The 26,556-nt window shown below is 64.3% G+C and carries 29 protein-coding genes; 17 read left to right on the top strand and 12 right to left on the bottom strand.

Translation table 11 applies throughout. The features are described from left to right. Positions 1–100 precede the first annotated feature (100 nt). The gene (locus D1Y85_RS15415) at positions 101–1,231 is read left to right on the top strand and encodes a VIT1/CCC1 transporter family protein (RefSeq protein ID WP_124151931.1); all 1,131 of its coding nucleotides are present in this window, start codon (positions 101–103) and stop codon (positions 1,229–1,231) included. Continuing rightward, positions 1,228–1,536: a 2Fe-2S iron-sulfur cluster-binding protein gene (locus tag D1Y85_RS15410; RefSeq protein ID WP_246024923.1), complete on the top strand. Its 309-nt coding sequence runs from the start codon at positions 1,228–1,230 to the stop codon at positions 1,534–1,536. The genes D1Y85_RS15415 and D1Y85_RS15410 overlap by 4 nt, the downstream gene beginning before the upstream one ends. Positions 1,537–1,641: 105 nt before the next feature. Here the strand turns inward: D1Y85_RS15410 and D1Y85_RS15405 are convergent, their stop codons facing one another. Further along, on the bottom strand, positions 1,642–1,938 hold the full coding sequence (locus tag D1Y85_RS15405) for a DUF4148 domain-containing protein (protein WP_124151930.1): 297 nt from the start codon (positions 1,936–1,938) through the stop codon (positions 1,642–1,644). A gap of 353 nt (positions 1,939–2,291) precedes the next feature. On the opposite strand from D1Y85_RS15405, the gene D1Y85_RS15400 reads away from it, so the two are divergent. Beyond that, positions 2,292–2,549, top strand: coding sequence for a DUF4148 domain-containing protein (locus D1Y85_RS15400; protein ID WP_124151929.1), 258 nt, complete (start codon positions 2,292–2,294; stop codon positions 2,547–2,549). A gap of 144 nt (positions 2,550–2,693) precedes the next feature. Here the strand turns inward: D1Y85_RS15400 and D1Y85_RS27615 are convergent, their stop codons facing one another. The 3 genes from D1Y85_RS27615 to D1Y85_RS15385 all read right to left on the bottom strand — a co-directional run bounded on the left by D1Y85_RS27615 (position 2,694) and on the right by D1Y85_RS15385 (position 3,552). Next, the gene (locus tag D1Y85_RS27615) at positions 2,694–3,023 is read right to left on the bottom strand and encodes a hypothetical protein (protein WP_124151928.1); all 330 of its coding nucleotides are present in this window, start codon (positions 3,021–3,023) and stop codon (positions 2,694–2,696) included. Positions 3,024–3,129: 106 nt separating this feature from the next. Then, positions 3,130–3,324, bottom strand: a complete 195-nt coding sequence (locus tag D1Y85_RS15390) for a YqaE/Pmp3 family membrane protein (protein WP_124151927.1) — start codon at positions 3,322–3,324, stop codon at positions 3,130–3,132. Between the two features lie 33 nt (positions 3,325–3,357). Continuing rightward, positions 3,358–3,552, bottom strand: a complete 195-nt coding sequence (locus tag D1Y85_RS15385; protein ID WP_124151926.1) for a DUF1653 domain-containing protein — start codon at positions 3,550–3,552, stop codon at positions 3,358–3,360. A gap of 455 nt (positions 3,553–4,007) precedes the next feature. On the opposite strand from D1Y85_RS15385, the gene D1Y85_RS15380 reads away from it, so the two are divergent. The 9 genes from D1Y85_RS15380 to D1Y85_RS15340 all read left to right on the top strand — a co-directional run bounded on the left by D1Y85_RS15380 (position 4,008) and on the right by D1Y85_RS15340 (position 12,616). Next, positions 4,008–5,249, top strand: coding sequence for an NAD(P)/FAD-dependent oxidoreductase (locus tag D1Y85_RS15380; RefSeq protein ID WP_124151925.1), 1,242 nt, complete (start codon positions 4,008–4,010; stop codon positions 5,247–5,249). 85 nt (positions 5,250–5,334) lie between these two features. Continuing rightward, positions 5,335–5,547, top strand: coding sequence for a hypothetical protein (locus tag D1Y85_RS15375; protein ID WP_124151924.1), 213 nt, complete (start codon positions 5,335–5,337; stop codon positions 5,545–5,547). A gap of 504 nt (positions 5,548–6,051) precedes the next feature. Then, positions 6,052–6,582: a hypothetical protein gene (locus D1Y85_RS15370; protein ID WP_246024922.1), complete on the top strand. Its 531-nt coding sequence runs from the start codon at positions 6,052–6,054 to the stop codon at positions 6,580–6,582. A 296-nt stretch (positions 6,583–6,878) separates the two neighbouring features. Then, positions 6,879–7,094 (top strand): transcriptional regulator, encoded by a 216-nt coding sequence (locus D1Y85_RS15365; RefSeq protein ID WP_124151923.1) that lies wholly within the window; start codon positions 6,879–6,881, stop codon positions 7,092–7,094. A gap of 399 nt (positions 7,095–7,493) precedes the next feature. Beyond that, complete coding sequence (gene iaaH, locus D1Y85_RS15360; protein WP_124151922.1) at positions 7,494–8,948, top strand: indoleacetamide hydrolase; 1,455 nt, start codon at positions 7,494–7,496, stop codon at positions 8,946–8,948. A gap of 242 nt (positions 8,949–9,190) precedes the next feature. Next, positions 9,191–9,454, top strand: coding sequence for a FeoA family protein (locus tag D1Y85_RS15355; RefSeq protein WP_246024921.1), 264 nt, complete (start codon positions 9,191–9,193; stop codon positions 9,452–9,454). Then, positions 9,451–11,295, top strand: a complete 1,845-nt coding sequence (gene feoB / locus D1Y85_RS15350) for a ferrous iron transporter B (RefSeq protein ID WP_124151921.1) — start codon at positions 9,451–9,453, stop codon at positions 11,293–11,295. Before D1Y85_RS15355 ends, feoB begins: the two co-directional genes overlap by 4 nt. Continuing rightward, the gene (locus D1Y85_RS15345) at positions 11,292–11,594 is read left to right on the top strand and encodes a DUF6587 family protein (RefSeq protein ID WP_124151920.1); all 303 of its coding nucleotides are present in this window, start codon (positions 11,292–11,294) and stop codon (positions 11,592–11,594) included. Before feoB ends, D1Y85_RS15345 begins: the two co-directional genes overlap by 4 nt. Positions 11,595–11,851: 257 nt before the next feature. Then, on the top strand, positions 11,852–12,616 hold the full coding sequence (locus D1Y85_RS15340; RefSeq protein ID WP_124151919.1) for a CDP-diacylglycerol diphosphatase: 765 nt from the start codon (positions 11,852–11,854) through the stop codon (positions 12,614–12,616). Positions 12,617–12,722: 106 nt separating this feature from the next. Here D1Y85_RS15340 and D1Y85_RS15335 read toward each other — a convergent pair whose 3' ends face one another. From D1Y85_RS15335 to D1Y85_RS15310, 6 genes are all read right to left on the bottom strand, one after another. Then, positions 12,723–13,973, bottom strand: coding sequence for an OmpP1/FadL family transporter (locus D1Y85_RS15335; protein WP_124151918.1), 1,251 nt, complete (start codon positions 13,971–13,973; stop codon positions 12,723–12,725). Positions 13,974–14,111: 138 nt separating this feature from the next. Next, positions 14,112–14,540 carry a VOC family protein gene (locus D1Y85_RS15330; RefSeq protein WP_124151917.1) on the bottom strand — a complete coding sequence of 143 codons (429 nt, stop codon included), beginning with the start codon at positions 14,538–14,540 and terminating at the stop codon, positions 14,112–14,114. 228 nt (positions 14,541–14,768) lie between these two features. Continuing rightward, positions 14,769–16,778, bottom strand: a complete 2,010-nt coding sequence (locus D1Y85_RS15325; RefSeq protein WP_124151916.1) for an acetyl/propionyl/methylcrotonyl-CoA carboxylase subunit alpha — start codon at positions 16,776–16,778, stop codon at positions 14,769–14,771. 49 nt (positions 16,779–16,827) lie between these two features. After that, a complete protein-coding gene (locus tag D1Y85_RS15320) occupies positions 16,828–17,613 on the bottom strand; it encodes an enoyl-CoA hydratase/isomerase family protein (RefSeq protein ID WP_124151915.1) in 786 nt (261 codons plus the stop codon). A gap of 27 nt (positions 17,614–17,640) precedes the next feature. Further along, positions 17,641–19,248: a carboxyl transferase domain-containing protein gene (locus tag D1Y85_RS15315; RefSeq protein ID WP_124151914.1), complete on the bottom strand. Its 1,608-nt coding sequence runs from the start codon at positions 19,246–19,248 to the stop codon at positions 17,641–17,643. A gap of 31 nt (positions 19,249–19,279) precedes the next feature. Next, positions 19,280–20,461, bottom strand: coding sequence for an isovaleryl-CoA dehydrogenase (locus tag D1Y85_RS15310; RefSeq protein WP_124151913.1), 1,182 nt, complete (start codon positions 20,459–20,461; stop codon positions 19,280–19,282). 349 nt (positions 20,462–20,810) lie between these two features. Here D1Y85_RS15310 and D1Y85_RS15305 point away from each other — a divergent pair, with 349 nt between their 5' ends. Then, positions 20,811–21,560 carry a TetR/AcrR family transcriptional regulator gene (locus D1Y85_RS15305; protein ID WP_124151912.1) on the top strand — a complete coding sequence of 250 codons (750 nt, stop codon included), beginning with the start codon at positions 20,811–20,813 and terminating at the stop codon, positions 21,558–21,560. A gap of 48 nt (positions 21,561–21,608) precedes the next feature. Continuing rightward, complete coding sequence (locus D1Y85_RS15300; protein ID WP_124151911.1) at positions 21,609–22,619, top strand: DUF2891 domain-containing protein; 1,011 nt, start codon at positions 21,609–21,611, stop codon at positions 22,617–22,619. A 73-nt stretch (positions 22,620–22,692) separates the two neighbouring features. Here the strand turns inward: D1Y85_RS15300 and D1Y85_RS27610 are convergent, their stop codons facing one another. Next, positions 22,693–23,754 (bottom strand): DUF3443 family protein, encoded by a 1,062-nt coding sequence (locus D1Y85_RS27610; protein ID WP_246024920.1) that lies wholly within the window; start codon positions 23,752–23,754, stop codon positions 22,693–22,695. Here D1Y85_RS27610 and D1Y85_RS27605 point away from each other — a divergent pair. Further along, positions 23,747–24,379, top strand: coding sequence for a hypothetical protein (locus D1Y85_RS27605; RefSeq protein ID WP_246024919.1), 633 nt, complete (start codon positions 23,747–23,749; stop codon positions 24,377–24,379). The two genes, D1Y85_RS27610 and D1Y85_RS27605, sit on opposite strands and share 8 nt — an antisense overlap. Here the strand turns inward: D1Y85_RS27605 and D1Y85_RS15290 are convergent. After that, positions 24,357–24,827, bottom strand: coding sequence for a DUF2844 domain-containing protein (locus tag D1Y85_RS15290; protein ID WP_124151910.1), 471 nt, complete (start codon positions 24,825–24,827; stop codon positions 24,357–24,359). The two genes, D1Y85_RS27605 and D1Y85_RS15290, sit on opposite strands and share 23 nt — an antisense overlap. A gap of 679 nt (positions 24,828–25,506) precedes the next feature. Here D1Y85_RS15290 and D1Y85_RS15285 point away from each other — a divergent pair. After that, positions 25,507–25,863, top strand: coding sequence for a hypothetical protein (locus tag D1Y85_RS15285; protein WP_425466936.1), 357 nt, complete (start codon positions 25,507–25,509; stop codon positions 25,861–25,863). A 25-nt stretch (positions 25,864–25,888) separates the two neighbouring features. Then, complete coding sequence (locus D1Y85_RS15280) at positions 25,889–26,413, top strand: YMGG-like glycine zipper-containing protein (protein ID WP_124151908.1); 525 nt, start codon at positions 25,889–25,891, stop codon at positions 26,411–26,413. Positions 26,414–26,556: the final 143 nt, after the last annotated feature.

The raw sequence follows: 26,556 nt of genomic DNA, 5'->3' as shown, positions 1-26,556 counted from the left end.
CTCCCGTGTACCGGCGATTCCGGCGCTCGCGCTTGTGCCGCGCAAGCGCTCGCGCGGCGCGCCAGGTTAAGCTTGCACCGTTCTTTCCTTTTCGTGCCCCATGGCCTCTGCCCAGGAACTCAAACGCTTTCGGCGCAACCTCGCCGACGAACTCGACAGCGCCGCTGTCTACGACACACTCGCCACGGTCGAGCAGGACGCAAACCGCCGGACGATCTTCGCCGAACTCGCTGCGTCCGAGCGCGAGCATGCGCGCGTCTGGCACGACAAACTCGTGGCAAACGGCATCGAGCCAGGACCGCATCGACGCAGCGCGAAGACCAGACTGCTACAGACGCTCACGCGCTTTTTCGGTCCGTCGATCGTACTGCCAACCGTCGCCGCAGCCGAATTCGCCGACCGTGACCGCTACGCGCATGAACCGGGTGCCGAAGCGCTCTCCGCGCAAGAGCAACAGCACGCGGCGATCGTGCAGTCGATCGTCGCGAGCAGGGCCGAGCGCGGCCGCTCGAAAGGCGAGCAGATCGCCGCCGCCGAGTCGTGGCACAAGGGCGCGACCTCGGGCAACGATCTGCGTGCGGCAGTGCTCGGCGCGAACGACGGCCTTGTCTCGAACTTCTGCCTCATCATGGGCGTCGCGGGCGCGGGCAGCGCCAACCGCGCGATCCTGCTCACCGGCCTCGCGGGACTCGTGGCGGGCGCATGTTCGATGGCGCTCGGCGAATGGCTTTCGGTCACCAACGCACGCGAACTCGCGCGCACGCAGCTCGCCAAGGAGGCCGACGAAATCGAGCACACACCCGATGCCGAACGCCACGAACTCGCGCTGATCTATCAGGCGAAGGGCCTCGACGTCGAGGAATCGCGGCGCGTCGCCGCACAGATCATGCGCGACCGAGATCACGCGCTCGATACCCTCGCGCGCGAGGAACTCGGCATCGATCCGAAAGAACTGGGCGGCAATCCGTGGTCGGCGGCGGCGGTGTCGTTCTGTCTGTTTGCGCTCGGCGCGGCGTTTCCCACCGCGCCGTTTCTCTGGGCGCACGGCACGACGGCGATCGTGCAGTCGGTCGTGTTGAGCGCGATCGGACTTGCGACCGTCGGCGTGTTCACGTCGCTCTTCAACGGACGCAGCGCCGCGTTTTCAGCGTTCCGGCAGATCGCAATCGGGCTCGTCGCAGCAGCGTTCACCGCGGGCGCTGGCCGGTTGCTGGGAGTATCGATTTCGTGAGTGCGGACAAGCTGGACAGCACAGTGCCGCGCGTGCGCATCGAGCCGCTCGGCGTCACGTTCGATGCGCCGCCGGAACTCACGTTGCTGGAGGCGGCTGGCTTCGCCGGCATCCACCTGCCGCGCCTGTGCCGCAACGGAACGTGCCGGACGTGTATCTGCCGCGTCATGAGCGGCGAAGTGCGCTTTACGATCGAATGGCCGGGGCTGAGCCGTGAGGAGAAGGCGGAAGGCTACGTGCTGACGTGCGTGGCAGTTGCACAGACCGATCTCGTGCTCGACGTGCCCGACGCGACATCGTCGTGACGATCATCGGGATACGGACACAATCCTGCAAATGAAAAAGCCCGCGGCACACGCCACGGGCTTTCCCTGAAAGGCAGTCCGGGGACGCGAACGTCCCGGCCTCGCTTACGCGCCGCCGAAATACACGGCCTGCGGCCCCCTGCGGGCCGCTTCGGGAACAAATCCGTGACCCGCCATCGACGACGTGCCACTGACGCCGCCATATGAAGTGTCGCCCTGAGCGGCCGGCGCGCTCACCGCGACGTCACTACCTGCGACCTGATTGCGGCTCATCTGCTGGAATTCGACGAGTTGTGCGCGCACCTGTTCGCGGGTCAGGCCTTGATCGGCGGACTGGGCGAAGACAGCCACCGGCGCCGCGATGGCAACAGCGACGACAACGGCTTGAACGAGCGATTTCATGATTGCAACCTCCGGGATTTTTTTGAATTGCCTGCTGCCGCAATGCTGCTCGCAGCAAGTGACTGGATTCTAGGTAAGCACCCGACCCGGATATATGCCTTTATCGTTTAATTCCTGTTGCGTGATTTGCAATAATCAGCGCACCCGCAATAACGCGACCCCAGCCGGTCCTTCCCGCCACTTAAGCATTTCGCGCAAATATTCGTCTTAACGACAGGGGCAGCGACTATTGTCGCAACGACAACATTAAGTTCACGTTTTACGTATTTACCCTGATCCTGTTACCACCTAAATTGCATGGACGGGCGGTGCAACGCGCTGCAGCCCTTACTAGAAATATCGGAGGTAACGTCGTGAAATCGTTTCTCAAGGCCGTCGCGGTAGCCGCTGTCCTCGCCGTCCCGGCCATTTCGTTCGCGCAGCAACAGCAACCGCTGACGCGTGCCCAGGTGCGCGACGAACTCGTACAGTTTCGCGCCGCCGGTTACGATCCAGCCGACTGGATGCACTATCCGGAAAACGCTCAGGCCGCGGAGGCAAAAATCCAGGCGCAGAAGGCTGGACAAGCGTACGGCCCGTCGACGACCGGGACGTCGCAATACGGCCAGTGATACCGTTCGGCACAGCCCTGATCGGCTGACAGGTTCGATAAACGCATCAGGCCCGCCCTCGATAGAGGAGCGGGCCTGACTGTTTCCAGCTTCTGGATCCGTTCAGATCGATTTCATCTGGTCCGGGCCGGTCAGAGCCGAACACTACCGGCCACCGCCGGGGCCCCCTGGGCCGCCGTGGCCTCCCCCACCGCCGTGACCACCCGGGGCAAGGGGTCCATGACCGCCCGGCCCACGCGGGCCACCGTGCCAGTCGCCACCGCGATGGTCGTGGTCCCTTCCGCCGCCCCAGATACCGATGTTCACGGCCCCGTACGCGGGCACATAGGCCGGTCCGTAGCCGTAGTAGCCGGTGGAGTAAGGTTGATCGTACCCGTAACCGTACGCGTTACCGTAACCATAGTCGTAGGCCGGGACCGCCACGCACCCGGCCAGCAGCGCAACCGCGCCTGCGATAACAATGTTCTTCAGCATTGCACACCTCCCCTTTCTATTTGTAAGAAAGCAGAGGCGTAATTAAGTTCTTGCCGAATTACGTTTCTTTGTTACGCGCGTAACGGCAGTGTTCCGGCCCCCTCACTCACGGACGCTTGCCCAGCGCCTGGTCGATCTTGCGGTCGGTATGAAACTGGCTGAGCGAATAGACGGCCCAGATGGCGGCCGGAATCCAGCCGATCAGCGTGATCTGCAGGATCAGACAGATGATGCCCGCCAGCGGACGTCCAATCGTGAAAAAGAGCAACCAGGGGAGGAGAATCGCAATCAGGAGACGCATGGCCTCAGAGCCTCACATGCAGGGTTTCAGGATTCAGTTGACGGGCGCAAACCGCGGGACCAGCGCACCTTCGTGTTCGACGAGTTCGAAGAACACCGTAGCAGGCCGCGTCCAGATCGTGCCGTTTGCGGCGCGGTACACGATCATGGTGACCGACGGATCCGCTTCGAGCGTCGCCTCGCAGACCAGTTCGTAGATGCCACCCTTGTAATGCCGGTACCGCACCATTGTGTTCCCCTCGTGAATAGCGCACGGCGTGCTTGCGCGACCTTCCTAGTTTAACAACGGACACAGGCAACCTCTAATTGGCGCGGCGTGCGTGTATGTGGTTGCGCCTTGCGCCGTCGCCTCAGCCGCGTTGCCAGCAGGTACGCGTGAACGTGCGCGACCGCAGCCGTGACCCGGTTTCATCGACACCGAACTCCACAAGGCCGATTTCGCGCCGCTGCTGTTCAAAGACACCGACGAGTCCGTGAAGCAATACGCCCGCGGCAAGATCGAGCCGCACGTCGGCATGCCCGAAATCTTCGCGAGCGAACGCACGATGCACCCTCGGCCACAGTCCGGTTCACGCGCTTGCGAACCGGTCGCGCCGTCGTTACAGTTTGAGGCGCCCGCTCCACACGCCGGGCGGCGTCCCGTCGCCACTCAACCTCACACCGCACCCCGAGTCGCACAAGCCTATGGATTTCGACGTCATCGTTCTGGGAGCCGGCATTGTCGGCGTGAGTGTGGCGCTGCATCTGCAGGATCGTGGCCGACGCGTAGTACTCGTGGACCGCCGCGGTCCCGGCGAAGAAACGAGCTATGGCAACGCGGGCCTCATCGAGCGATCGTCGGTGGTGCCATACGGCTTTCCGCGCGACGCCGGCACGCTGCTGCGCTATGCGCGCAACCGTTCGACCGATCTCTACTGGGACTATCGCGCCCTGCCCTCATACGCGACGTGGCTCGCACGCTTCTGGTGGGAATCGTCGCCGCAGCGCCACGCAGCCGCCTCGCGTGACATGCTGCCGCTCATCGAGCGCAGCGTCGCCGAGCACGATGCACTTGTCGCGCGCGCGGATGCGGCATCGCTCGTCCGGGCGAGCGGCTGGCTGCAGGCGTATCACACCCCCCAGCGCTTCGAACGTGAAGCGGCACAGGCGGAACGCACGGCGCGCGATCACGGGCTGCAGGTGAGCGTGCTCGACAAAACTGGCCTGCGCGCAAGAGAGCCGAGTCTTGCGCCGGGATTTGCAGGCGCGCTGCACTGGCTCGACCCGAAGACGGTCATCAATCCCGGCGCGCTCGTGGCGCGTTACGCGCGCCTGTTCGCGGCCGAGGGCGGCACGCTCGCGACCGGCGACGCGACCACGTTGCGCCGCACAGGTGACGCGTGGACCGTGCAGACCGCGCAAGGCCTCGTTGCCGCGCGCGACGCGGTCGTCGCGCTCGGTCCATGGTCGGACACCGTGTTCGAGCCGCTCGGCTATCGCATTCCGTTGCGCGCTAAACGCGGCTATCACATGCACTACCGGCCGGAGCGTGGAACGCTATCTGCGCCGGTCGTCGACAGCGAAATGGGTTACGCCATCGCGCCGATGCAACAGGGCGTACGACTCACCACCGGCGTTGAACTCGCCCGGCGAGGCACGGCCGCGACGGGCGTCCAGCTCGAACGTGCCGAGGCGATTGCGAAGCCGTTGTTCGGACTCGGCGAACGCGTCGACCCGGAACCGTGGCTCGGCATGCGGCCCTGCACGCCCGACATGCGCCCGGTGATCGGTCCTGCGCCGCGTCACCCGGGGCTCTGGTTCGCGTTCGGCCACAATCATCACGGACTCACGCTCGGGCCCGTGACAGGCTGCCTGCTCGCGGACATGATGACGGGCGCCCCCACCTTCACCGATCCGCGTCCCTGGCGTGCCGAGCGCTTCGGCTAATTTCTCCGCGGGTTTTTGTTGCGTGGCGCGAGTTTTTTTGTCGTGTGATAAGGGCGTAATCGCAACAGCCGCTGGAGCCCACGCGATGGCCACACTCGAAGCCTTCCGCGCCGTTCTCGACGACCGGCGCACGCCCGAAATCATCCGCAATCACATCATCGATTCATTGCAGTACGCGCTGCGCAATCACGGAGAGATTTTCGCGTCGAAGGAAGTGGAATGGCTCACGACCTGGGACGACGCGCGCATTCCGCTTGCTGCGTCCAAAGAACTGCACAAGCGTTCCGTCCCGACCTGAGGTTTATCGCTCAAGACGCGCATATATTTAGTTATCCATTGCATTTGAAAACCGCGAGACTATTTACACCATCCCTTGCTCGATGTGAAGTCAGGCCGTGCGAGACACAGAGATCGCAACTCTGTTGATGCATCGGTCACCAACGCACCGGTGAAGCGGCCCGACATCGCGATCTCGCACCAGAATGGACACTCGCTGGAGTACGCCTATCCGGTGTTGTGCTGCCAGGGCTAATCTGATCGCTAATCCATAACCTGTCGAATCGCGCACTAGCGCCCCCTGACCGGCCGTCGCGCCCGCGATTCGCGGGCCGTGCGGACCCGCGATGTGCTACTTCACGAAGTCACGGGCCGCCCTGTCCGCGCGATCGCCATTTCTACCGTTGTCACCTTGCTGAAACCCGGCAAGGCTAGCGCCCGATCGACCGCCCGTTCCATGCGTACAACATCGCCCCAACACGCGCATGCAAACGTTTGCGTTAGCGACTGCCCGAAGGTACAGTGCGTGCACTCGGCCATCCGTGCCGCATCGCCAACGCGCTGGCCGATGCCGCATCCGGAAGTGTTCCGCCCATGGCGCGCGCCCGGCGCAGCGCCGCAACCGGCACGATCCTCGACGGGAGCAAGCGTTTCCCGCCGCAGCCTGCAAGCCGGCTACGTTCATCGATACGGAGAAGACGAAGTGCGATTCATCACGACGGGGATCTTGCTGTGCGTCGTCGCGTCCCCGGCAATTGCCGGAGAGCGCTACGTCGAGATCTGGAATCCCCCGGAGGCGCGCACGCCCGGGATGCGTTCCCCCCAGACCGGCAAAAAGGCTCGTCCGCACCACGACACAAAACGCAAGCTGGCTTCCGCCGATCACCCCACCCCACGCATGGTCGCCCAGCCCGCGTTGCGCGCAAACCCTCCGACCGGCCCGGCCACACCGGGCAACGCGGCGCCCGGCCACAACCGCTCGCCGCTCATTGCGCCGCAGATCGGCCCCGACGGCAATGTGCTGCAGGTGGGTTACCGCACGCGCGCGGCCGACTGAGGGTCACCGCGCGAGGCGCGCACGCCGTGCAACCGTCCGGCACCGCACACAGCCGGCGCGATGCCCGGCCCGGTCTCGTGCGTCACCCCACAGACAGCGGAAAGCCAGCAGACGACATTGAAACCGGACACGCAACTCGCCTCATCCGGATCATTCTGCTGACCGTTTCAGGCCGCCCGTGATTTGCTTGCGACGAAAGATTGGTTCCGCCGGCACGCGCCTGCAACTACGCTTGGCTCGTGCTCGCGCAACCGAAATTGCGCGCCGCCTGGAACGCAAGCCGAGATCCATTCGCCATGAACGCACCCTTCCGCTACAAAGGCTACGACGTCGCCACGGCAGCGCAGCGACTGCCGAACGGCCTTTACGCCGCCAACCTGACCATCGGCACGCCGCCGGACAACACCCGCTCGTTTTACGCCGTCGACTACTTCTTCGACGAAGAGCACGCGCTCGCCTACGCGTACCGCTGGGCGCGCATGTGGATCGACGAACAGCGCCACTGCGCTTAAAGGAACAGGCTTCCTTACGGTTGTGACAGAATACGAACCACATCACCGGACACAACTGTGCGCCACGCCAGAAACGCCGATACATCCGGCACTTCGTGAGCGGCCTGGCGTGCTATCGCAAGCCGATGTCTGGAGCGTGTCCGCTGTGGCATTCGCCGCGCGCAAGCGCGACAGGGTTTCTCCTGGCATGGAGGCGCCTCGCCATCGCGAGCAGCATTGACGCTGACGGCATCACGCACGATGCCAGCTTCCCCATCGCGAACCGCGGGACGAGCCTGGCTATGATCCGCGATTCCCGCGTCCGGCAGTCATGCCCGCGGTCGAGCTTTTTGGTGTCGCGCTTGATGGCGCCATCGCCGCCAAACGCGTCCGAGCCCGCCGCATAAGGAGAACGAGTCCATGACGTGGACTGTCGACAAGCAGCTTGCCCTTACCTCGACGCAAGCCGTCAAGGCGATCCAGTCCGGCCAGTTGAAGGCCGCCGAATATGTCGCGACGCTGCTCGCGCGTGCGGAGGCGCTCTCGAACCTGAACGCGTTCACCGTGCTCGACGTCGAAGGCGCACTCGCGGCCGCGCACCGCATCGACGCGCTCGGCGAAAACGAACGCGCCCGCCAGCCGCTCGCGGGGCTGCCCATCGTCGTGAAGGACAACATCAACACACGCGGCCTGCAGACGTCGGCGGCGACACCCGCGCTCGAAGGGTTCACACCCGCCCGGCATGCGCCTTCGGTGCAGCGGCTCATCGATGCGGGCGCCATCCTGCTCGGCAAGACCAACATGCACGAACTGGCGTTCGGCATCACGAGCACGAATCTGAGCCCCGGTGCGGGGTCCGTGCGCAATCCCTACGATCCCGGACTGATTCCCGGCGGATCGTCGGGCGGGACAGCCGCCGCGATAGCCGCCCGCATGGCGCCGGCGGGACTCGGTACCGACACGGGCGGCTCGACGCGCATTCCAGCCGCGCTGTGCGGCATCGTCGGCCTGCGGCCATCCGTCGGTGACGGTGGGACGCAGCGCCGCTATCACGACCCGCAAGCCGTCGTGCCCATTAGCCACACGCGCGACACGGTCGGGCCGATGGCTCGCACTGTCGCCGACGTAACACTGCTCGACGGCCTCATCACCGGTCACGGCCCGCTCGCGCAGGCGTCGATCGCAAACCTGCGCATTGGCTTGCCCGAGCCGTTCTGGCAAGGGCTCGAAGCGGCGCTGGAAGGCGTGGCGCGCGAAGCGCTGGTCAAGCTGGAGGCGGCGGGCGTCACGCTCGTACCGGTCGAAATGAGCGAATTGTTCGCGATCAACGCGCGCGTGAGCACGGCGATCGCGCTGCACGAGCCGCTCGAGGACCTGCACGCGTGGCTCGTCGCGAACAAGGCGCCGGTGCAAAGCGTCGCCGAGATCGTGGCGCGCATTGCGAGCCCGGACGTGCACGCAACCTATGACGCCGTGCTCGCCAACGAACTCGGCGGCGATTACCAGACGGCGATTACCGTATGGCGACCGCGTCTGCAGCAGCTCTACGCGCATACGTTCGCGGGGTGCGGAGTCGACGCGCTGCTATTCCCGACGACGCGTCTCGTCGCCGTGCCCATCGACGACATGAACGGCTCCTCGCGCGTCTCGATCGACGGGGCTCCGCCCATCGACGAAATGAGCGCCTTCCTGCGCAATACCGATCCGTCCAGCAACGCCGGCATTCCAGGCCTTTCGCTGCCGGCCGGGCTGGTGGACGGGCGACTGCCGGTCGGGCTCGAACTCGATGGGCCGCTCGGCAGCGACCGGCGTCTGCTCGCGATCGGACTCGCGTTCGAGGAAATTCTCGGTACCCTGCCCGCGCCCGCGATCTGAAGCGCGGCGCCGCTTGAATCGACCGCAACGGGCGGTGGCCGATCCGCTCGCCTGACGGCACGGCGTGCGGCATTGCGCCGCCTGCCGCGCCGCCCGCCGCGTGGCGGTCCCACCCGCGAGATCCCGCCACTTGGCGCATTCAGCCCATTCAGCCGTTCTTATCTCAGATCATTGCGACATATTGACTCGGTCGTTGCCAACGCATCGTTTGGGCGGGGGCGTACAATGAGATCCATTCGCATTTGATCTCCCTCCCTGCCATGCGTCTGACCGACCTCTCCAGAGGTACCACCGCCTACGTCGAGCGCGTCGACGACGCCCATGAGCACGACCCCATCGCAAAGCGTCTGCGCGATCTCGGCTTCGTGCCGGGCGAGCCGGTGCGCGTCGTCGCCCATGCGCCCTGGAGCGCCGACCCGCTGCTCGTCCAGATCGGCTCGACGCGCTTCGCGCTGCGCCGCGCCGAAGCCCTGCGCGTGAGCGTCGCGGAGGCTTGCGCGTCGTGAATCAGGCACCACTGCGTATCGCCCTCGTCGGCAATCCCAATTGCGGCAAGACCGCGCTTTTCAACCTGCTCACCGGCGCGCGCCAGAAGGTGGCCAACTACGCGGGCGTCACCGTCGAGCGCAAGGAAGGCCGCTTCGTGACGCCCTCGGGCCGCAAGGTCCAGCTGCTCGATCTGCCCGGCGCGTACAGCTTCGATTCGACGAGCCCCGATGAGCGCGTCACGCGTGACGTCCTGCTCGGCCGCTATCCCGGCGAAGCGGTGCCCGACCTCGTGGTCTGCGTCGCCGACGCGACGAACCTGCGCCTGCACCTGCGCTTCGTGCTCGAAGTGAAGCGGCTCGGGCGCCCGGCGGTCCTCGCGCTGAACATGATGGACGCCGCGAAGCGCCGCGGCATCACCGTGGACGTGGCGGAACTCTCGCGCCAGCTCGGCATGCCCGTCGTCGAAACCGTGGCCGTGCGGCGCGGCGGCGCCCACGCCTTGATCGATCTGCTCGACCAGCAGACCAACGAGCAGACCGCGAACACCGGCGCCCGTCCCGAAGACACCGCAGACCTGCATGCCACCGTGCGAAGCATCCTCGCCGCGGCGGTGACGATACCGCGCGCCACCGACGCGCGCGACGACGCCATCGACCGCTGGACGCTGCACCCGGTCTTCGGTCCGCTGATCCTCGCACTCGTGATGTTCCTCGTGTTCCAGGCGGTGTATTCGCTCGGCAAACCGCTCACGGATGCGATCGGCGACGGCTTTACCTGGCTCGGCGCCACCACCGGCACGCTGCTGCCCGAGGGGCCGCTGCGCAGCCTCCTCACCGACGGGATCCTTAGCGGCGTCGGCACGGTGCTCGGCTTTCTGCCTGAAATTCTCGTACTGTTCTTCTTCATCCTCGTCCTGGAGGAATCGGGCTATCTGCCGCGCGCGGCGTTTCTGCTCGACCGCATCATGGTGTCGGTCGGGCTCACCGGACGCTCGTTCATTCCGCTGCTCTCGAGCTTCGCGTGCGCGATTCCCGGCATCATGGGCACGCGCAGCATCACCGATCCGCGCGACCGTCTCGCCACGATCCTCGTCGCGCCGCTCATGACCTGCTCCGCGCGGCTGCCCGTCTACGCGCTCCTCATCGGTGCGTTCATTCCTCAGCGCATGGTCTTCGACGTGTTCAACCTGCAGGGGCTCGTGCTGTTCGCGCTCTATGTCGCGGGCATCGTGGGCGCGATGGTGGTGGGCTGGGTGATGAAGCATCTTCGCCGCGACCATCGCGAGCACGCGCTGCTGATGGAACTGCCGTCCTATCGCATGCCGCGCGCGCGTGACGTCGCGATCGGCCTGTGGGAGCGCGGCATGATCTTCCTGAAGCGCCTCACCGGCATCATCCTCGCGCTGACCGTGCTGATGTGGTTCATCTCGACGTTCCCCTCGCCGCCCGCAGGCGCGACCGGTCCCGCCATCGACTATTCCTTCGCGGGCTATCTCGGCCGCGTGCTGCAGTATCCGTTCGCGCCGCTCGGCTTCAACTGGCAGATCAGCCTGTCGCTGATTCCGGCGTTCGCCGCGCGCGAAACCGCTGTGGCCGCGCTCGCCACGGTCTATTCGGTGGCGACCGGCGACTCCGATATCGCCGGACTCGGCCACACGCTCGCGCAGAATTTCTCGCTCGCGAGCGCGCTCTCGCTGATGGTGTGGTTCGCGTTCGCGCCGCAGTGCATGTCGACGCTCGCCGTGATCCGCCGCGAAACGCGCTCGTGGCGCGCGGTGGTGATCTCGTTCAGCTACATGTTCGCGGTGGCGTACGTCGCGTCGTTTATCACCTACCAGATCGCGAGTCGCTTCGCATGAGCGCCGGACTCATCGCCCAATATGCGGTGATCGCGGCACTCGTGGCCGCGAGCCTGCTCTATACGCTGCGCAAGCTCGCCCCAACGCTGGCAGCGCAGCGGCAGGCCGCCCTCGCCGCCACCCTGCTCAAGCCAGGACGCGGCCCATTCGCACAGCGCGTCGGCCGCGCGCTGCAACCGCGCGGCGCGACAGGTAATTGCGCCGACGGGTGCGGGACATGCGGCTCATGTGGCCCGACGCCCGCCGCCGAAGGGAAAAAAAGCGAGCGTCCGCTCACGTTTTATCCGCCGCGCAAGTAAGCGGCGCGCGTTTGTCGTCGGTCCACAACGTTCCGTTGGTACACAGCGGTCGCGCGAGCGCGAATGCCTTCGCTTGCCGGGACTCATCCGCACTCGCTGGTGATTACGGAACCCGATGCCTTGCGGCCCGGCGCCGACCCGTACTCACACGCGTGACACACGCTTTCGGCTACACTCGCCGCAACATCCGGCCACCCGCCAACGCGACGTAGCAACAGCGGCGTGGTCCGTTCCCCTGTCACGATCGCGCCGCGCCGATGCAATACACCAAGCTGATACGGAATGTCTTTCTCGCAGCCAGTACCGCCGCGCTATTCGCCGTCGGCGGCTGCGCCCGCCTGTCGACGGTCGACTCTGACGCACTCTGGAAAATCGTGGGCGGCCAATGCGTACCGAACGCACGCGACACCGGCAAACCCGCGCCTTGCACGACCGTCGATTTGCAGAATCGCTTTGCAGTGCTCAAGGACATCTCAGGCCGGGCGCAATATCTGCTGATTCCGACCGACCGCGTACCGGGCATCGAAAGTCCCCAAATTCTTTACGCGGGTTCGCCGGAATACTGGGTCGGCGCATGGAATGCCGGGCGCCACGTCAATGCGAGGATCGACATGCAACTCGCCGCGAACCAGCTCGGCCTCGAAATCAACTCTTCGACACAGCGCTCGCAGAATCAGCTGCACATCCACGTGGATTGCATGCGAACCGATATCACCGATGCCCTCGCTGCGCATCGCGCCGACCCGCCCGGCGTGTGGAGCTGGATTACTCTCGACGGCAAGCGCTATCGTGTGACGCGCGTCACGAGCCTGCAGGAGCGCGACAATCCGTTCCGGGTGGTGGCGCGCGATCTCGTCCCCGAGCAAACGATGGGCGCGCAAACGATCCTCGTGACCGGTGCCGGACCCGATGCCGACCGCTACGGCTGGCTCATCGTCAACAGCGGACGTGATGTTGAAGGTGGTACGGGTACCGCCGAAGGGTTGCTCGATCACGCGTGTGGTGTTGCTCGCGTGAGGTGATGTTCATCCCTCGCGTTGCGGGAGATGAACCGCGCTTGAAGGCCCGGAGCAGTCCGTTGACTCATACACGTCCAGTGGCCGTTTTGACCTGCGGATTCAACCGGTTTCAGAATTGCCTGCCGAGCGAGACGCCCACCACGTCTTCGGAAAGATGCACATTCGCGTTGCCGCCACCGAAGGCTGCGGGGATCGAGTTGTCGCCGTTTACCGTCTTCTTGAACGCGTGCCCATAGAAGAAGCCGAACGAAGTCTTCGCATCGCTCTTCCACGAGGCACCGAGCGTCGCCTGATTCTGCACGACACCCGGTGCGAGGATGTTCAGGAACGTTTCCGTACTGGCCACCGGCTGGCTCGAATGACTGTAGCCCGCGCGGAGTGTCAGGCGGCTCGTCACTTCATAGCTGGTGCCGATCTTGATCACGTTCGTATTGCGCCAGCCGAAACCAGGGCCGCCGGACGATCCCAACGCGTTGCCTGCCAACAGGTTGGCGAGGGGATTCGCAATCGAATTCACGTTGCCGTACAGAATGCGCTGAAAGTCGGCGGCCACCGTCCATGCGGGTGTGACCTTCCAGGAGAGCCCGAGGCCGTAATTCTCCGGAATGTCGAATGAGCCGCCATCCGCGAAGAGGCCTTTGTATTTGTCAAAACGACCGTGGATTTTGGACGCCCACGTCACGCCAACGGTCAGTGCCGGCGTAATCTGACCGGTATAGCCGAGATGCACGCCAACCCCGACCGACGAGTCTGCACCCTGATCGGTCACGTTGCCGGGTGCGACCGACTGGCCCGTGAACGGCTGCAACCCGCTCGCCGTGAAGCGTTGATACGCGATGTTCAGGCCGATGCCGAACGCATGCCGGTCGAACAGTTTGTAGGCAATCGTCGGGGAGAGAAACAGTTGCTCGAGATCCACGCCTGCCGATCCCGTGGCACCAAACGCCTGAAAGGGATTATGGGCGTAGCCGGTATCGAGCCCGCCGTTTGCGTACAGCGCAAGACCCGCATACGCGTTCGGCAGGAACTCGTACGTAACGCCGAATTCGGGCAGAGCGAAAATCGAGCGATTATTGCCGTCGTAGTTGCCATCAGCGCCGTAACCGTTGCCCGAGATTTCAGCACCGCGTTTTGGCAGAAAGAGACTGACGCCACCATCGACACGATTGCCGACAAAGGCAATGCCCGCGGGATTGGCAGCTGCAGCGAGCGCATCCTGGGGCAGGCCAATGCCCACGCCGGCCATACCTTGTGAGGCAACCCCATTGCCATTGGAAAAATAACCGTTCGTAGCGCCTGCGAACCCCGGTGCTGCTGCGACGACAGCAACGAGTGCGCGAGTGGTCCCGTGTAGCCTCATGCGTTTCCCCGAATAATGTTTGGAATTTGTAGCGGGGACAGAGTCTATTCATCCGATCGGAGATCTCAAACGAAGTTTTCCAAATAAGCTTTCGATAGATAATCAAAAGATAAAGTGTCGCTTGCCGTGATGGCCGCGTTATTTGTTTGTTCGCATCCAGGGAGTGAAAGTAATACCAACCAGCAATCCTTCCGGTGAAAGAAAACGGCTGACCGTCTGCCCCCACGGTTCTGTCCTGTTGTTGACAAGCATTCGATAACCTCGCGACTCAAGCTCCGCGGTAGCCTCCTCGACGCTATCAACATCAAACTCAAGCCAGGCCTGTGGAGCAGGAATATCATCGGGCCAGGCGTCGTTGCCAAAGCACGACTGGGCTGCGTGAGAGAGCGGCCAAAGCGCAAAGCTGTTTGCGCCTTTCAGAGCCTCCGTGTGAAGGTAGCCACCGGTCTCTTCTTTGAAGGGAATTCCGAGGTTCTCGCCATAGAGCTTGCGGCTCGCCACCGTGTCTCGGACGATAGGACCAAAGCCCGCAATGAACAGGACTCCGACGTTTCCGAATTGATTCATGGCGCTCACTCCTCCAACAAATTCACACCGATTTCACGAGGCGTGCCTCGTCGGCTCGCCCCAACCAGGTAGAACCGCACCGTGCCGTACGCTGCAAACTGCACGGGCAGCGGGACCGTTCAAACGCATTCTGCATCCCCGCCACGCGCCCCGGCAATCCACGACGAACAAAAAAAAGGCGTTCCGCCTTCGCGAAACGCCCAACAGGGTACAACCGTAATATTCCCGTCAATCGGCTTCGAGCACCAGCAGTTGCGCGCCATCGGCAACCTGATCGCCCACTGAATACAGCACCTCAGTCACCTTTCCTGCGAACGGCGCACCGATCGTGTGCTCCATCTTCATCGCCTCCATGACGATGAGGGGCGTACCCTTTTCCACCGTTGCGCCCGGCTCCACGAGCACCGCGATGACCTTGCCAGGCATCGGCGCCGTGAGGCGCCCTTCGCCGTGCTCCGCGTCGGCGGCATGAGCGAGCAGGTTCTGCCATTCGAACGACATGGCAGTACCGAGGCAGAACACATGGAACACATCGCCGTCGACAAACACGCGCCCGGTAACACGCGTGTCGCCGATGGTCGCGCCGTATTCGTCCGCGCCCCGTCCGCGCCACCATGTATACGAATCGACGCGGCCCGCACAGGCGAGCGTCTGCGCGCCACCGTCCTGCGCAAACGTCGCCGAAAACGCGGTGTCGCTTTCGACTTCGCGCCAGCCGAGCGATTGCGTGTATCCGCCGTTCAGGCGCCAGTGCGCGAGCGAGGTCCACGGCGACGCGTCACCCGCCGACGCGCGCTCGCGCACGAGCAGCGCGGCACAAGCCAGCGCGAGCGCTTCACGGACGGGCTTGCGATGCGGCGCGAAAAGCGCATCGTGATGACGCTCGATCAAACCCGTATCGAGGTCGGCGGCGGCGAACGGCTCGCAGGTCACAAGCCGGTGCAGGAACTCAACGTTCGTATGCGGCCCTACCACCTCGCACGCTTCCAGTGCGCGCTGCATGCGCGCGAGCGCGTCTTCGCGCGACGAGCCGTGGACGATCAGCTTCGCGATCATCGGGTCGTAGAACGGCGTGATCGTGTCACCTTCGCGCACGCCGCTATCGATGCGCACCGCAGCGCGCCGCCCTGCCTCGCCGATCGCGAACTCTACGCCTTCCGGCATACGCAGATGCTTGAGCGTACCCGTCGAAGGCAGGAAACCACGCGCCGGGCTTTCGGCATAAATACGCGCTTCGAGAGCATGCCCCTCTACGGCGAGTTGCGACTGTTCGAGCGGCAGTGGCTCGCCCGAGGCCACGCGCAATTGCCACTCGACGAGATCGAGGCCCGTGACCATTTCGGTCACCGGGTGTTCGACCTGCAGACGCGTGTTCATTTCCATGAAGTAGAAGTGCGCGCCGGTCATGATGAACTCGACCGTACCCGCGCCCACGTACTGCACCGCGCGCGCGGCCGCGACGGCCGCTTCGCCCATCGCGCGCCGCACGCTCGCGTCGAGCCCCGGCGCGGGCGCTTCTTCCAGCACCTTCTGGTGGCGGCGTTGCACCGAGCAGTCGCGGTCGAACAGATAGACTGCTCCGCCATGCGTGTCGGCAAACACCTGCACTTCGACGTGACGCGGACGCAGCAGATACTTTTCGATCAGCACGCGATCGTTACCGAAGCTGCTCGCGGCCTCGCGCTTGCACGAAGCCAGCGCCGCCGCGAAGTCCTCGCTGCGCTCGACGACGCGCATGCCCTTTCCGCCGCCGCCCGCGCTCGCCTTGAGCAACACCGGATAGCCCATCGCGTCGGCTTCGCGCTGGAGCAGTGCCGGGTCCTGTTCGTCGCCGTGATAGCCCGGCACGAGCGGCACCGACGCCGCATGCATCAGCGCCTTGGCAGCCGCCTTCGAACCCATCGCGGCAATCGCCCCGACCGGCGGCCCGATGAAGACGATGCCCGCTTCGTCGCAGGCTCGCGCAAAATCTTCGTTTTCCGAAAGAAATCCGTAACCCGGATGAATCGCCTGCGCGCCGGTGGCGCGTGCAGCGGCGATGATGCGTTCGATGCGCAAATAGCTCTGCGCCGCCGCGGCCTCGCCGATATGCACGGCTTCGTCACACGCCGCGACGTGCTTCGCGTTTGCATCGGCGTCCGAGTAAACGGCTACGCTCTTCACGCCGAGCCGGCGGCAGGTCGCCGCCACGCGGCACGCAATTTCGCCCCGGTTGGCGATCAGGATTTTGTTGAACATGTTTGGTCTCGCTGTCGTTCGGGTGAGCCCTGCTCTTCACAAAAGCGGCCTAGCCGCGCCAACGTGGCGTGCGCTTTTCGAGGAACGATGAAACGCCGTCGCGCCCTTCGTCGCTTGCCCGGATGCGCGCGATACGGACGGCCGTATCTTCGATCAGCGCGTCGTCGAGCGTTCGACCCGCGATGTCCTGAACGAGCCGCTTGCACTCGCGCACGGCGTTCGGGCTGTTCGCGACGAGCGCGTCGGTGATGCGCTGAACCGTTGCATCGAGCGTGTCCGCGTTCACTGCCTCGCCCACGAGGCCGAGGCGCTGCGCCGTCGCGCAATCGAACGCTTCTGCCGTGACGAAATAGCGGCGCGACGCCTGCTCGCCCAGTGCGCGAATCACATAAGGCGCGATGGTCGCCGGCATCAGGCCGAGGCGCGCTTCCGAGAGGCAGAAGTGAGCGGTCTCGACGGCGACCACGATATCGGCCGCGCAGACGAGGCCCATGCCGCCCGCGTAAACGTCGCCGTGCACGCGCGCGACGACGGGCTTCGGGCAGCGATAGACCGCCGAGAGCATCAGCGCAAGACGCATTGCGTCGGCGCGGTTTTCCTCGTCGGAATAGCCCGCCATCTTGCGCATCCAGTTCAGATCCGCGCCTGCGCAAAACGCCTTCCCGTTGCCCGCCAGTACGATCGCGCGCACGTCATCGCGCCCGCCGAGCGCCGTGAATGCGGCTGTCACGTCCGCGATCATCGTCTCGTTGAAAGCGTTGCGCACGTCGGGCCGATTCAACGTGACCGTCGCGACATGGCCCGCGATGTCGACCAGCAGCGTTTCGTATTGCATCGTCAAGGTCTCCTTGCTGCCCGGCGCTTACATGCGGAACACGCCAAAGCGCGTATCTTCGATGGGCGCGTTCATCGACGCGGACAGGCCCAGCCCGAGGACATCGCGCGTCTGCGCCGGATCGATCACACCGTCGTCCCACAGCCGCGCGCTCGCGTAATACGGGTGACCCTGGCGCTCGTACTGGTCGCGGATCGGCTGCTTGAACGCGTCCTCCTCTTCCGCGCTCCAGGCGCCGCCCTTCGTTTCGATACCGTCACGGCGAACCGTCGCGAGCACGGACGCGGCCTGCTCTCCGCCCATCACCGAAATGCGCGCGTTCGGCCACATCCACAGGAAGCGCGGCGAGTACGCGCGGCCACACATGCCGTAGTTGCCCGCGCCGAACGACCCGCCGATGATCACCGTAAACTTCGGCACCTTCGCTGTGGCGACAGCGGTCACCATCTTCGCGCCATTGCGCGCGATGCCTTCGTTCTCGTACTTGCGGCCCACCATGAAGCCCGTGATGTTCTGCAGGAACACGAGCGGAATCTTGCGCTGGCAGCACAGTTCAATGAAGTGCGTGCCCTTGAGCGCCGATTCAGAAAACAGGATGCCGTTGTTCGCTACGATGCCGACCGGGTGGCCCCAGATATGCGCGAAACCGGTCACGAGCGTCGTGCCGTAACGGGCCTTGAACTCATCGAAGGCGGAGTCATCGACGATGCGTGCGATCACTTCGCGCACGTCGAAGGGCTTTCTCGTATCGACGGGAATCACGCCGTACAGGCTCTTCGCGTCATAACGCGGCGGCAGCGGATCACGCAAAACGACAGGCGGCGTCTTCGTGCGGTTCAGATTGCCGACGATGCTGCGCGCAATCGCGAGCGCGTGGGCATCGTTCTGCGCGAGATGATCGGCTACGCCGGAAAGCCGCGTGTGCACATCGCCGCCGCCGAGATCTTCAGCGCTCACTTCTTCGCCAGTCGCGGCTTTCACGAGCGGCGGGCCGCCGAGGAAAATCGTCCCCTGGTTCTTCACGATGATCGACTCGTCGCTCATGGCGGGCACGTATGCGCCGCCAGCGGTGCACGAGCCCATCACGACCGCGATCTGCGGAATGTCCTGCGACGAGAGATTCGCCTGGTTGTAGAAGATGCGGCCGAAGTGGTCGCGATCGGGAAAGACCTCGTCCTGGTTCGGCAGGTTCGCGCCGCCCGAATCGACGAGATACACGCACGGCAAGCGGTTCTCCTGCGCGATCTCCTGCGCGCGGACGTGCTTCTTCACCGTCACGGGATAGTACGTGCCGCCCTTCACGGTCGCGTCGTTACAGACAATCACGCACTCCTGGCCCGCAATGCGGCCAATGCCGGTGATGATGCCGGCCCCGGGTGCATCGTCGTTGTACATGCCGTAGGCGGCGAGTTGCGAGAACTCGAGGAACGGCGTGCCCGGATCGAGCAGTTGCGCGATGCGATCGCGCGGCAGCAGCTTGCCGCGCGAGAGGTGCTTGTCGCGCGCCGCCTCGCCGCCGCCAAGCGACAGCTTCTGGATCTTCTCGCGCAGGTCTGCGACGAGCGCTTCGAGCGCGGCGGCGTTCGCCTTGAAATCGTCCGAGCGCGGGTTGAGCTTCGATTCGATGATCGGCATCGCGTGCTTCCTTTCGTGACGGTCGTCGGCGTTACATCGTTTCCGCGAACAGCTCGCGGCCGATCAACATGCGGCGGATCTCGCTCGTGCCCGCACCGATTTCATAGAGCTTGGCATCGCGCCAGAGACGCCCGACCGGATACTCGTTGATATAACCGTTGCCGCCGAGAATCTGGATCGCCTCCCCGGCCATCCACGTTGCTTTTTCCGCGGTGTAGAGAATCACGCCGGCGCAATCCTTGCGCACCTGACGCACGTGGTCCGTGCCGAGCGTGTCGAGCTGGCGACCCACCGCGTAGAGATACGCGCGGCACGCCTGGAAGGTCGTGTAGAGATCGGCCACCTTGCCCTGGATGAGCTGGAATTCGCCGATCGCCTGACCGAACTGCTTGCGGTCGTGAATGTACGGCACGACGGCGTCCATCACGGCGGCCATGATGCCCGTGGGACCGCCCGCGAGCACGGCGCGCTCGTAGTCGAGGCCGCTCATCAGCACCTTCACGCCGCCGTTAAGCTGACCGAGGATGTTCTCTTCGGGCACTTCGACGTCCTGGAATACGAGTTCGCCCGTATGCGAGCCGCGCATGCCGAGCTTGTCGAGCTTCTGCGCCACGGAGAAGCCCTTCATGCCCTTCTCGACGATGAACGCCGTGATGCCGCGCGACGCCGCTTCTGGATCGGTCTTTGCGTAGACGACGAGCGTGTCGCAATCCGGGCCGTTCGTGATCCACATCTTCGTGCCGTTGAGCACGTAGCGGTCGCCCTTCTTTTCGGCGCGCAGCTTCATGCTGACGACGTCCGAACCCGCATTCGGCTCGCTCATCGCGAGCGCGCCGACGTGCTCGCCGGACACGAGCTTCGGCAGGTACTTGCGTTTTTGCGCTTCGGTGCCGTTGCGGTGGATCTGGTTCACGCACAGGTTCGAGTGCGCACCATAGGAAAGTCCAACCGACGCCGACGCTCGCGAAATCTCCTCCATCGCGACCATATGCGCCGTGTAGCCCATGTTCGCGCCGCCGTACTCCTCGGAAACCGTCATGCCGAGCACGCCCAGATCGCCGAACTTGCGCCACAGATCCATGGGGAACTGGTCGGTACGGTCGATTTCGGCCGCGCGCGGCGCGATTTCCTTTGCCGCGAAGGCGGTGAGGCTGTCGCGCAGCATTTCGACTTCTTCGCCAAGCGGGAAATGCAGTCCGGGTACATTGCTCATGAGTGTCTCCTGTGTCGACCGGAGTTAGTGCTTTAGCACTTACTCCGGTCCCATGCCCCCTCAGGGCGGTCGACCGGAGTTAGCGCTTTAGCTGTCGGCTGGAGTAGGCGCTTTAGCGCTTACTCCAGCCCCATGCAACGCACTTACTCCAGTTCCATGCAAAGTTCGATACGGGCACGGGCATGCCGTTCGCCCCATGGACGCCCATTTCACGCCACATTTACGTACACGTCAATAGGTTTTATTGAGTAACGCTCAAATTTCTCAGATTGAGCAAATTCCTTGTTCTCAAGGCCTTAATTCACCGATAATTACGCACAGACCCACCGCTAACTGACCCTTACTCAGAATGCCAGCCGCTACCAGAACCGCCTTGCCCGCCTCGCGCCGGCAGCCCGCGGGGCGCAAATCGCAGCAGCGCGTGAAGGAGATCCTTCAGGCTGGCCGCGACGTGTTCTCCGAAAAGGGCTACGCGCGTGCGACCACCGCTGAGATCGCACAGCGGCTCGGCGTGTCCGAGGCCACCGTGTTCAGCTACTTTCGCGGCAAGCGCGAACTTTGCGCGCGCGTGATCGGCGACTGGTATGACGAATCCATCGGAGCGATCGAGGCGGGCCTGCCGCGCGACGGCACCGTGCGACAGCAGTTTGCATTCATTGTCCGCATGCATCTGCGGCTGATGCTCGAAAGCGGAACCGGCATCTGCGAGCTGGTGCTCTCCGAGGGCCGCACGCGTCATCACGACCTGAGCGAAGCGCTCACCGAAATGCAGCGCCGCTACACGGCGCCGCTCATGCGCGTGCTCGCTCGCGGACAGGAAAGCGGCCAGATCCGCAACGACATGCCGCTGCGCCTCTTGCGCTCGCTGGTCTTCGGACCGATGGAGCACGTTCTATGGGACGCGACACTCGGCAACCGGCGAACCGATATCGACGCCACGGCGCAGCGGCTCGTCGACGTGCTGTGGATCGCGCTGCAACCGCCCAATATCGAACTGGCCGCACTCGCGCGATTCGGCCAGGACGTTAGCGACGCGGTACGCCGCCTCGAGCAGGAGCGCGCCACGGGCAAGCCGGGCGCAGCGGCCACACCCGACTGATTCCGCGGTACGCTGACGGCTTCGCTTTCGCCGCCGCGCACCGTCGCCATGACCGATACGCTCACCGCCCCGATCGCTTCCCGCTTTGCCTCGCTTGCGCTCGCGCATCTCACGCGTGAGTATCCAAACAAACTCACGCATTCGCTGGCCGGTCCGCGGGACGTGCAGGCGCCGCGCGCACTGCACCCGGTGTTTTACGGCAGCTACGACTGGCACTCATGCGTCCATGGGTACTGGCTGATTTCACGTCTGCTGTCGCGCTTCCCGGATCTACCCGAAGCACCGCGCATCGTCGCCGTAATCGACGAACACTTCACCAACGAGAAAATGGCCGGCGAGCGCGCCTATCTCGACCTGCCGCAAAACCGCAGCTTCGAGCGGCCATATGGCTGGGCCTGGCTTCTCGCACTTGCCGCGCAGTTCGACACGATGAAGACGCCCGAGGCTGCGCGCTGGTCACGCGCGCTTGCCCCACTCACGGAGACGTTTGTCGAACGTTTCGCGGAATTTCTGCCGAAGGCCACCTACCCGGTGCGCGTCGGCACGCACTTCAACACGGCGTTTGCGTTGACGCTCGCGCTGGATTTCGCGCGCCAGACCGCGCACGGCGCGCTGGCGATGCAGATCGAGGAAACCGCGCGACGCTGGTATCAGAGCGATGCGGGATGCCAGGCGTGGGAGCCATCGGGCGACGACTTTCTTTCGCCGACTTTGATAGAAGCCGTGTTGATGAGTCGTGTGCAGCCTGCGGACGAATTCGATGCGTGGTTCGGACGTTTTCTTCCAGACGTCGCCACGCGCATGCCGGCGACCCTCTTCACGCCCGCGACGGTTACCGACCGCACCGATGGCAAAATCGCGCACCTCGACGGACTCAACCTGAGCCGCGCGTGGTGCCAGCGCACGCTGGCGGGCGCGCTGCCAGTGGGCGACGTGCGCGCAGACATCTTGCGCGAAGCAGCGCAGAAGCATTTGCACAGCGCGCTGAACCACGTCGCGGGAGATTACATGGGCGAACACTGGCTCGCTTCGTTCGCGACGCTCGCGCTCGAAGCGTGAGCGCCTTGATGAAGAAAAAAAGCGCACCACAAGGTGCGCTTTCCATCGGTCCAGCTGTCAGTTGATTAAATCTTCACCTGGCAACAAATGCAACGTACGGACCCGTTCCGCCGCCAGCCGACGTCTTGTCGGCAATACCGTAGTAGACGCGCCGGCCGTAAAAGAACGGAAGACCGAGATCAATGGTCTGCGCCAGATATGCGCCGAGGTTGTTGAACGCGTAGTTGATCGACGCATACAACGACGACGCATTGCCAATGTTGAAGCTGACAGTTGCAGCCGAGCCGTTAGTGCTGCTCAACGCAACCGAACGCGTCAGCGCGCTGGCCGGCGCGAAAAACCCACCTGACTGCGGAATCGTCGCGTCCTCGAAGATCAGGGCATTCGAACCCGAATCGATGTACGTGGACACCGTGCCCGCACCGTTGTAGCTGCCAGTGAAATCACCGTGCAGATCCGTATTGAACACGGCCGCGCCGGCGCCCGCGAGCAGGTTGTTCGCCTGCGTATCGATGCCAAAGGTGACAGTGCCAGTGGCCGTAGCCGCACCGTCACTCGGAATCGTTGGCATTTCCACGATCACGCCGTTGTTGTTTACCGCAAACAGCGAAACGGGATTGGTCACCTGGTTGACGAGCGGCATCACGACTGCGGTCGCCGGATTAGTGTCCGCGTAGTAGTAGCCCCATCGCGCCGTGCTGCCCGCGCAAGCGGTGCCGCAATCGTAGCGCGCTACGCCCACGCCGAGTATGCCGTTGGCGCCCAGCGCGGCCGGACTGTTCAGGGACGTATTCCACACGCAGGCAGTTGGAACTCTCGACACGATCGCCGGATCCGACATGACCTGAATCGGTAAAGACGCCGCCGTCTCACCGCCAAGCTTGACGTCGGCGGTACGCAGGCTGCCCCACGTGTAACCCGACCCGAACGCGGCACACTCGCCTACGTTACTGCCACTGGCGGCGTCGGTCCGGATGGGCAGCGCTGCCAGCGTCGCGGACGGAATCACGGACGCGTAAAGACGCAACCCGAAGGAACCCGTGTCGAGCAGCACCTTGTCGATCGTCGAGCAACTGGTTTGCGCGCTGCTGCCAGGCTTGCAGATCGTCACGCTCACGAGTGGGTAATTGCGCACGGAACTCGCCGACGACACGACAACGGGAATCGTGTTGCCGGTGTCCGCGCTGGCACCGCCCGAAGACGTGCCCGATCCGGAACCACCGGAGCCCGAGGAATTTGATGTACCCGAGGATGTGGACGAACCTGAGGATCCCGAATTACCAGAAGCCCCCGAGGAACCCGAACCGCCAGAACCAGACGTACCGGACCCTGACGAACTTGAGCTACCCGAGCCGGAATTCCCGGAACCGGACGAACCGGAGCCGCCAGTGCCGGTACTGCCGGACCCCGACGAACCTGAACTGCCCGAGCCAGTACTGCCAGACCCCGAAGAACCTGAACTGCCCGTGCCGGTATTGCCGGTACCGGAGTTGCCCGAACCTGACGTGCCAGTGCCGGTACCAGTCCCCCCGGACGCATTGCCGTTCGAAGACGACCCCGACGCATTTGAACTGCCTGTCCCACTGCCGCCTGAATTGTTTCCGGTGTTCGACACAGCTGCGGACGTGTCGCTGCCGGCGGAATCTCCGTCACTACCGCCCCCGCCGCAAGCCGTGAGAATCAAAGCCAGGCATAACGCCGAGGCCAAGGTGATCTTGCGCATCATGAATTCCCCGCTCACTGGATCTGATCAGTCGTGAAGCCTTGCGGCAGCGCCTTTGGCAGCCACGCGCGGCCGATGAGCGCACCCATGTGCCCACCCGATTCCACAACGAGCCCCGACTCGCGAAGCGTGACGGGCCCGTATCCGCCACCGCGTGCGGCATGCGCCGCTGCGAGGCCTTTCTGCCAGGCAGGGAAATAGCTGCCCAGCAACGTGTCGAGCGACGCGACCCGCGGTCCGCTCCACGACACCGCGAACACCGTGCCGCTGCTGTCGAGGTACTCGCGGATCACCGTGCCGCCGTCCTGGGTGGTCGTGTTCACCGTCCACGGCGCGGTGGCTGTACCGCTGGCGGCCATGACGCGAATGGAGGAAGACGGCGTGCCGCGCACGCCGTGAAACGAAGGTGAGCCACCGAGCGCGGCCCACGCCGGTACAGACGCGAGTAGTGCCGCGACGCCGGTGCAAATCAGTTTCTCTTTCACGTTGCAGTCCTGATTGTTTGCAGGTGGATTCGCACCACGGCGATTGCGCAGCGCGCGGTGAGTCTACTGGCGGGGCACACGTCTCTTTCGCGAATCCTGTCGAAATGACAATTCGCTTTTGTCTCGCGCTTTTTTTGCGATATAGATACAGCTGGCGCACCTTGAATCAAAGGCGTCACGGGCGTTGAGCCGACAAGCGTCGCCCTTCGAAGGCCACGATGGCGAGGTCAACGACGCATCCTTGACCGGGATATCTGGCGCAAGGGAATATGCGGGATATTAGGAACGTTCTGATTGATGCATGACTTCGGAAAATGGAGGTTGGTGCGTCGCAAATTCCGGATCGAACAGGCCAGCATCGTTAATCGGCGTGCAAGCGTCGCTGATTTGTTACCGAACGTATAACTACAGCCGACAGCCGATGATCAGACGCAGCGTGAACCCCGACCGATGCCAGCGTGTAGCGCGAGGTTGCATGCCGATACGCCACCAATCCGCCCCCTATTTCAGACGCCCGCGGAGCAGTTGTAACAACTCGAAAGAACGGTGCAATTCACGTAATTGCATTGGCACCGGCGATGTCGTAGCGTTCGATAATTCACACGTGGGCGCACGCGCGCCCGGGCTACCCGTTCTGGAGATTGCTGTGAGAAGGTCAAAAATATTACTCGGGGCCGCCGTGACCGCAATCGCGTGCGCGAGCGGCGCGGCCCATGCGCATGTGGGCGTCGTGGTGGGCGTCGGCGGGCCGTGGTACTACCCTGTCGTCCCCGGGCCCTACTACTATGGACCACCGGGACCGGTGGTCGTCGCGCCCCCGCCCGAGCCGCCTGACTACATCGAGCAGGGACAACCGGAATCCGGCCCGAGCGATCCGTCGTATGCGCAAGGTCCCGCATACACCGCCCCCGATGAACAGGGCGATGCCGGCAGCACGTGGTATTTCTGTGATGCGTCGAAGACCTACTACCCTTATGTGAAGGAGTGTGCGTCGGGCTGGCGCCCGGTCCCTGCCCAACCGGCTCCTCAGAACTAAACCCCTGTACCTGATCGAGCGTCAAATGAAAACCACCCACCTCGCGCTACTCGCCACAGCAGGCCTGCTCAGCGCCTGCGCCGTCGTCCCCCAGGGGCCGAGCGTGATGGCGCTGCCGGGCACCGGCAAAACCTTCGACCAGTTCCGCAACGACGATGCCCTGTGCCGCGAATTCGCCTTCCAGCAGGTCGGCGGCCATGCGACCAACCAGGCGGCCACCAATGCGGCGGTTGGCAGCGCTGCGCTCGGCACGGCGCTTGGCGCGGCCGCTGGCGCGGCGTTCGGCGGCGGCCAGGGCGCGGCCATCGGCGCGGGTGCCGGGCTGCTCACCGGCAGTGCTGTCGGCATGAACCAGGCCCAGGGTTCCTCGTTCGACGTGCAGCGCCGCTTCGACTTCGCGTACATGCAATGCATGTATGCGCAAGGCAACCGCATTCCCATCTCCGGGCGCATGATGACCATGCCGCCCCCGGTCGCGAGCACGCCACCGCGCTATCTGCCGCCTCCGCCGCCGGGATCGCCCCCTCCGCCGCCTCCCGCCATGCAATGACCCACCGCCTTGTCGCGGTCGCGGCAGAAAGGCCCGACCGCGACGAGGCGTGATCTGAACGAGGCAGACCGGGCATGTTCCGCAAGGCACGTCCGGTAACGTTGCGTCATCTGGTTGTTTCTGCGCGATTGTTTAGTAATCCA

This window comes from Paraburkholderia dinghuensis (assembly GCF_003837865.1).
GTDB lineage: Bacteria > Pseudomonadota > Gammaproteobacteria > Burkholderiales > Burkholderiaceae > Paraburkholderia > Paraburkholderia dinghuensis.
This window is presented reverse-complemented; position numbering and strand designations above follow the sequence as displayed.